2 protein-coding genes are annotated in these 2,627 nt (G+C 66.3%); both read right to left on the reverse strand.

All coding sequences use genetic code 11. The annotated features are described in order from the left end of the window. Positions 1–12 precede the first annotated feature (12 nt). Entirely contained in the window at positions 13–783 is a 771-nt protein-coding gene (locus OXG30_02400; protein MCY4133752.1) for a branched-chain amino acid ABC transporter permease, read from the reverse strand. 44 nt (positions 784–827) lie between these two features. After that, positions 828–2,567 (reverse strand): ABC transporter substrate-binding protein, encoded by a 1,740-nt coding sequence (locus tag OXG30_02405; protein ID MCY4133753.1) that lies wholly within the window; start codon positions 2,565–2,567, stop codon positions 828–830. Between the last annotated feature and the right edge of the window lie 60 nt (positions 2,568–2,627).

Here is a 2,627-nt window from a genome sequence, read left to right on the forward strand (position 1 = left end):
CAATCTTTTAGCCTAGAACCCGATGCCGCCCAGCATCGTGCCCATGATCGCGTCGAGCGTCCGCACTTCAGTGAACGCGATATCGGGATCGACGAACGTGTTCTGGTACGCCCACAGCCCGCCGAACAGCCCGGTCGATGCGCCGGCGAAGCTGAAGACGGCGACCTTGAGACGTGTGGTAGCGATGCCCCGCATCTCCGCCCCGACTTCGTCTTCCCGGATGGCCACGAGGGCCGTTCCCACCCGGGTGCGACGCAGCCACCACGCGAAGACTCCCAGGGCCACTACCAACACCAGCTCGATGAAGTAGAAGAGCGAACGGTTCAGATATGGCGGCAGCGTGAGCCCCACGCCTCCCCCAGTCAGCCCGCCGGTGACCCGCACGATCTCTCGCAGAGCGACGAATGTCGCGAGCATCGCTATCGAGAAGTACGGGCCTCGCAGCCGCATCGTGGCCCTGCCGATGAGCGCCGCCGCCACACCGACCACGACGACGCCGAGTGCGATCGCAGGCACGGGCGGCCAGCCGATGCCCAGCCCGTTGGTCTGCAGTGACATCATGATCGCCGTCGTGTAGGCGCCGAGGCCGAACCAGACCGCGTGCCCGAAGTCGATGTAGCCCGTGAACCCGCCGGTGAGGTTCCAGTTGATCGCCACGCCGATGCTCGTGAACATGAGCGTCATCGTGAACAGCGTCGAGTCGCTCGTCCCCGGCCACAGCGGCAGCACGACGAGCCACGCCAGCGCTATCGCCACGAGTGCACCGCTCAATCGCTTCGCCATGCGCTGTGCCCCGCCGCTGGGTCCGCCCAGTCTCGTGCCAGAGCTCATGTCGCCGCCGCATTCACCGGTCGCAGGCCGCCGAACAGCCCTTGGGGCCGCAGCACCAGCGCCGCTACCAGGATCACGAAGGACGCCACGACCGCCAGATTCGTGCCCACGCCTGCGACGTAGACCGCAAGCCCGGCTTCGACGAGGCCCAAGACCATCGCGCCGCCGAGTGCTCCCCGGATCGAACCGAGGCCGGCCATCGCCGTGATGGCGAACGCCTTGAGCGTCAGCGGCGGCCCCTGGAACGGCTGGACGGCCAGCACGGGGCTCACCAGCGCACCTGCCGCCCCGGTGATGCCGATGCAGAGCGCAAACGTAACGACGTACACCTTGCCGATGTCAATGCCGACGATGCGGGCCGCCTCACGATTCTGGGCTGCCGCCCGGATGCTCCTGCCGAGCCTCGTGCGTGTCAGCAGCAGGCTGAGACCTCCCAGCACCCCCAGGGCGATGATGAGAATCCAGAACTTCGTCACCGGCACGCTCAGCCCGTCGGTGATGCGCCAACTGCCGTCCAGCGCCGTGCTCGTCCTGCGGAAGTCCGCGGAGAAGATGAGCTTCATGACGTTCTGCAGGATGATCGCCAGGCCGAACATCACGAGCAGGGACACCAGATGGGGTCGGTCGATGATCCGGTTGACCAGGCCGCGCTGGGTGACATAACCCAGTCCCGCCATCAGCACGAACACGGCTGCCACAGAAACGAACGGATCGAGGCCCCACAGATCATCGGCCAGCCAAGCGAGGTAGGCGCCGATCATCACGAACTCGCCGTGTGCGAAGTTGATGACGCCCATCACGCCCCAGATCACCGAGAACCCCAGCACCAGCACGGCGTACATGCCGCCGAGAGCGATGCCATTGACGAGCGCCTGGGGCAGCTTGCCCAGAGCTGACGACTCGCCGGCCGCGCCATCGGATCCGTCTCCCAAGGGGTACTGGAGCTGAGCCCGGGCCGCAGTGCCCGGCGCCACGACATGGATCTCGCCGTGCTGCACCTGCACCATGCCCATCGGCTTGGCCATGTTGACGCCCCGTTCATCGAAGCTGATCGGCCCGTAGAACGTGTCGGCCTTCAGGGACCGAAGGGCGTTGCGCACGGTGTCGGTGTCGAGCGATCCGGCCGCCTCGATGGCGAGGTGCAGCGCCAGTGCGGCAGCGGTGGCGCTGGCGGCCTGGTAGACGGGCGGCTCACCCCACAGTTCGGTGTAGTAGGCGTCGTAGTCGGCGGCGCGCCCGAAGTACGGCCCCTCATAGGCCATCGTTGCTTCCCACTGGGTGGGGCCGAGCACGCCGTCGACGTCGGTGCCGAGCTCGTCGATGAGCTTCGGGTTGGAAGGACCGACGGTGATGAGCATGCCGTCGGGCTCGAAGCCCAACTCCTTGGCGGAGTTCACGAACAGGACGGCGTCGTTGTAGTGCCCGCCCCCGACGAAGATGTCGGGGTTGAGGCCGCGGAACTTCGTCATGATCGCCGAGACGTCCTGGATGTCCTTGGGATAAGTCTCGGTTGCCAGCACCTCGATGCCGTTGGCTTCGAGGTGGCGTCGCGCGCCCTGCGCGACTGCGGTGGGAAATGAAGTGTCCTCGTGGGCGATCACTGCGGTCTCTGCGCCCTGGTTCGCCAGCGCCTCGACGCCCGACAGGGTGTAGTCACTGGCGATCGTGGCCACGAGGAACAGGTTCTTGAATCCCCGCTCGAACACCGTGTCGGAGGTGCCGTTGCCCTCCACCATGATCCCGTTGTTAGCCTATGGCGTGGAGCTGGTGCCAGTCGTGTGGCTCGTCGAATAGGG

The organism is bacterium (assembly GCA_026708015.1).
In the GTDB taxonomy this organism is placed as follows: Bacteria; Actinomycetota; Acidimicrobiia; order Acidimicrobiales; family Bin134; genus Poriferisocius.

Bases quoted from the DNA above. Each gene is read 5' to 3' on its own strand.
- OXG30_02400 (MCY4133752.1), bottom strand. From the start codon at position 783: ATGGCGAAGCGATTGAGCGGTGCACTCGTGGCGATAGCGCTGGCGTGG.
- OXG30_02405 (MCY4133753.1), bottom strand. From the start codon at position 2,567: ATGGTGGAGGGCAACGGCACCTCCGACACGGTGTTCGAGCGGGGATTC.